The 4,020-nt window shown below is 57.0% G+C and carries 4 protein-coding genes; 2 read left to right on the top strand and 2 right to left on the bottom strand.

Features of this window, described 5'->3' with window-relative positions:
- The first annotated feature begins 335 nt into the window (after window positions 1-335).
- A complete protein-coding gene (locus tag sphst_RS01770; RefSeq protein WP_159043467.1) occupies window positions 336-707 on the top strand; it encodes a hypothetical protein in 372 nt (123 codons plus the stop codon).
- 751 nt (window positions 708-1,458) lie between these two features.
- On the opposite strand, the gene sphst_RS20200 is transcribed toward sphst_RS01770, so the two are convergent.
- Window positions 1,459-1,908 carry a hypothetical protein gene (locus tag sphst_RS20200; protein WP_159043466.1) on the bottom strand — a complete coding sequence of 150 codons (450 nt, stop codon included), beginning with the start codon at window positions 1,906-1,908 and terminating at the stop codon, window positions 1,459-1,461.
- A gap of 548 nt (window positions 1,909-2,456) precedes the next feature.
- Complete coding sequence (locus sphst_RS01765; RefSeq protein WP_031393821.1) at window positions 2,457-2,795, bottom strand: hypothetical protein; 339 nt, start codon at window positions 2,793-2,795, stop codon at window positions 2,457-2,459.
- A gap of 602 nt (window positions 2,796-3,397) precedes the next feature.
- On the opposite strand from sphst_RS01765, the gene sphst_RS01760 reads away from it, so the two are divergent.
- A complete protein-coding gene (locus sphst_RS01760; RefSeq protein ID WP_159043465.1) occupies window positions 3,398-3,880 on the top strand; it encodes a hypothetical protein in 483 nt (160 codons plus the stop codon).
- Window positions 3,881-4,020: the final 140 nt, after the last annotated feature.

Genomic DNA, 4,020 nt, shown 5'->3' with positions numbered 1-4,020 from the left:
GTTGACGGGCGGCTAGAGCAGGAGCCGCCAGCTTGGATCAGCGCCTACGCCAGCAAGACGCCGTAGGGCGCTTCTGCAGCTTGTCGATTGAGATCGTTGATCGGGAATGTCCGGGTCTGGTGGTGAGCGGTCCGACCACTTTTGGGACTTCACCTTGGCAAATCCGACGTCGGATGCCCACGGGAAACGCATTAGGTTTTTTCCATCGGCAGGTTGCGTGGTTTCCGCCGCTCTTTGGTCGATGGACAAGCTTAGGCGCACGTTGCAGCTTGTTGCCAAGCTCTCACCCATTCTAGCCTTGGCTGTCAAAAACTTTGGTTGAGGAGAAGCGACAAATGAGGCTGATCGGCCAGCGCTGGGAGTTTCAGATCGGCAACACCGTAATCCAGGTGGATAACGCCTTCAGCTGGACGTTGTGGGGCCAGGAGCGGATGCTGGTGAACGGTGAGCAAGTTCACGCCAGCAGCGGCAGGATGCGATTCTCGCAAAAATATCAAGAGCCGTGGCTTACGTCATTCGGCGACGGTGAACTGAAAGTTTGGCTGAGAAGCACCAGCACCAAACTTCGATGCAGCGCGTCTCTAGACGGCGAGCCAATACCTACGACTGTCATGTATGCTAAAAACTGGCAGGGACTGGCAGGCAGCTGGCCGAAAGAAGAAGAATGGCAGAAACAGCGGCCGGGGGGCGGATGGGCCGCTAGCTAAAACGATCCGCACGGCATCGAATATCACAGATATTTATGCAAAAATCTGCGGGTGTGCATCATGGGGCAAAGTGCTGGAGCAAAACTTATGATTTTGCATGAGCACAGTGGCAGGTTTTGGGTTTGAAAGATCGGTCTGGAATGACCGACTTTGGGAGCTTCGGGTGCATCCGGCTTTGGGGTCTGCTTTGCCGGTCGCCAACGTCGCGAAGGGGAGGTGAGCAGCCGTTCGGCAGACGTTATCGAGCGGTGCGGCGACGCCGGTAGAACATCAATGCTGACAGGGCGCCTAACCCCACAACTGAACCAAGCGCGCGGAGTTGGAGAACGTTCTCGAGCTCCGCAGGCGCATGTCCTCCAAAACTCCCAAGTGCGAAACCGAGAGCAAGAAAGAGTCCGGCTATACGAGCATGGCCTCGGTGGCCCAACCAGCCCACGATGGCCCAGCCCAGAAATCCGTAAATCAGGACGTTTGCACAAACGGTAAAGACGGTGAGCATTCGCAACGCTTCCTCAGATCAGGCTTGGCGAAGCTAACCAACCGAGACCTAGACCGCAATCGTTCGTCCGCTTTTGGGCGTCAGCGGTCATTCGATGCGACCGGCCCCGGATCGTCCGAACTTGGTGCTCAGCTGCCGTCCATGACGTCGCTGGCCCGAAGCCATGGAAACTCGGTTGCAGCCTCCCGCTCCGCAGTAGTCGGCAAAGCCCCGGGTGTTCTACACGGAGCGATATGACCGCGGGCGCGAAGATTAGAACGGAGCAGGCGGCTTATTCGTCATTGATACGCGTTGAATATTACCATCAATCCCTAGCACTACCTCGATTTCCCAGTAGCGTTTTCCAAGCCCGTCAGGTGCGTAGGCGAGCCGATATGGCTGCCATAGCTCGTTGTCGCTGCGCACCCTTTCGACACTCCACACGCTCTTGAACGGCACCTTCAAAAAGACGTCTCGCGGTGAAACCTTGGCCTCATCATAGGAGGCAATCGATCCCGCGAGTAATTCAAAAGACTCAAACTTACCGGCTTCTAAGTTACGTTGAGCCTCCTCCAACTTAGCAATAAGACTAACTGCATCTTGAGAGCTGAGTCCCGTTAATTGCCTCGTGCTTGGAGCTGGCGCAGCCTGCATCGCCTGTGCCCCACCAATAGCGGATTGCCCCGCCAGCCCTATAATAAGAGCAATGTGCCAGATTCGCATGGTTTGTCCTTAGGCGATCGGAGTTGCCCCGGTAACCGCATGGAGCCCGCTCAAACGCTATACCCCGAAGGGCTTGATGCGAAACCTGCGATTTTATCACGGATATCCGGCATTGGTGGATTGCCGACGTTACCTTACGAGCGGCCTATTCCGCAGGCTGACGGTATTCGAGCGGAATAGGTTTGAAGATAGCAGCTGACGCGCATCCTAAAACCAAGCCAGTCAGGACTAACGGGCTGAAGGCAGCGTTGCCTCGGATCATCTCGATCGCACCGGTCACGGCAAGCCAAGTGACAACTAGCAGAAACAGCCTCGCGAAAAACATTCGGAGTCGTGGATGCATCCGATTTTTCAGCCGCGTGGTCCAACTCGACATCAATAGCTCCCGTTCTTGCAAGGACATGTCATACGCTGGACACGTCCGCAATTAGGCGGATGCAGACGGGCCGCTTCGGATTGCTGCCGGTCGGCAGCGCGAACGTCGCGACCTGGTGGGAAGCGGAACGACCGCTTTTGAAGATGGGCGGCGCGAAAGGGGACATGCCCCTTCACTCCACGTCGCTATATTCTTCAATTGGCGTGAAACTGTTGAAACGGTAACAGTAAATTGGTTCACCACCAACGCCGCCTTTTAGCACAAGCTGCACGCAGTTTTTGTTCGGAAATGCAAAGTTCCGGGCATACCAAAGCGAGTTCACCGTGCTCTGGGTCTCGTGTATTTTGGCGGCCCATCGCTTCACCGCATCTTGTGACTGCTTAGCTGACCCGTTCCAATCAACCAGGCTCCGTTCGGCCGCCATCGCGTCCCTGCCGCCGATGTCGTATCCAAGCGCGAACATGCCGGTAGCGACCAATCCAGCGGCTATCAATTTGGCGGCGGTATTCATAAGCCTAGATAAGCAGCTTTCGCGTCGGCTTCCAAGATCGGGGAAGCAAAGCCCGAATGACCGACCTTGGGCGGCTGTGGTGGGGCGGGTATGTCGCGAGATGGTAGTTTGCAGTCCGGTAGGTATGAATCAAATATCCCAACTAGCTGACATTCGGAGCGGTCGCTTGGCCCCCAGCCGCAGCAGCTTCCAGACGGAAATGCTTGCATCGCGCAGCGGAGACGGCATCCGCCCAACGCTGATAGTCTACCGACCGCTCCGGTGGCGACGTTCGGCAAATGCCTGCTTCTTTGCGATGGCAGCCGCCTGCACTTGCCAGCACAGCGACCCCTGCAATGATTGTGAACGAACGTCGCATTCTGGGATCATCGCACCCGATGCCCTTTGGCGGCAAGTGGGCGTTTGCAGCCCGTCTCCTTTACCGCCCAAAGGCCGCCGGTCGGCTTTGAGGAACGGTCGGCGCGACGACAGCGCCTGAACGTCGCGACCTGGTGGAAAGCGGACATTGCGGGGTACGGCACGATTGCTATTCTGACGCGATGAGAGATGCTCGGCTCTGGAAATTCGTAACCTTGGGCGGACTCGTAATAGGCGGAGTTCAAGTGTTCAGCCGTCCGGGAGCGAATGTGCTGTCCGTCAGGATGACTCGGGGCGCGATGTTAGAAGGTGTCTGGACACGCTCCGACAGCCTGTTCCGTTATCCAAGTTGGTCCACGGGGCAGATCGAGCCAGACACGGCATTGCCTGACGTCGTGGACAGATGCGGCGGAGCATCTGACCTTACGGCGGTTGCCGAACGCGCTGCGGACTCGGGTTACGCGCTGCGAGACAAGGCTCAGTCCATGTATCGCAATGACATCATCGAGACGATCGCTGAGGCCGTGCCTTGGTGGCGCGTGAAACTGTGGCAAATCAGTTTCGGCCTCGGCTTCTGGTCAGGTAAATTAGATGAACCATCTAAGTACCTCTCCGGCGATCAGATCGCGCAGGCTCGTAGGTCTTCGGATAACTGGTACCAGCGGGTGACAAATCGCATTCTCTGCGACGCGGTACGAAGCGTGAAGGCGGGAGAGCCTCCTATTTGATCAGATACCGCCTATCAAACGGATGGCGCTGAGACCAACGGCTATGTCCGCAATTGGGCGGAAGCGGAATGGCCGGAATTGGTGGTGAACAGACCGACCGCTTTCGGGCAGAAACGTGGCGAAGCTGCCGTTTACTTGCA

This window comes from Sphingomonas sp. STIS6.2, assembly GCF_000732685.2.
Lineage (GTDB): Bacteria > Pseudomonadota > Alphaproteobacteria > Sphingomonadales > Sphingomonadaceae > Sphingomonas > Sphingomonas aerolata.
This window is presented reverse-complemented; position numbering and strand designations above follow the sequence as displayed.

Coding starts and splice junctions, on each gene's coding strand:
- sphst_RS20200 (WP_159043466.1), bottom strand. CDS start 1,908: ATGCGAATCTGGCACATTGCTCTTATTATAGGGCTGGCGGGGCAATCC.
- sphst_RS01770 (WP_159043467.1), top strand. CDS start 336: ATGAGGCTGATCGGCCAGCGCTGGGAGTTTCAGATCGGCAACACCGTA.
- sphst_RS01765 (WP_031393821.1), bottom strand. CDS start 2,795: ATGAATACCGCCGCCAAATTGATAGCCGCTGGATTGGTCGCTACCGGC.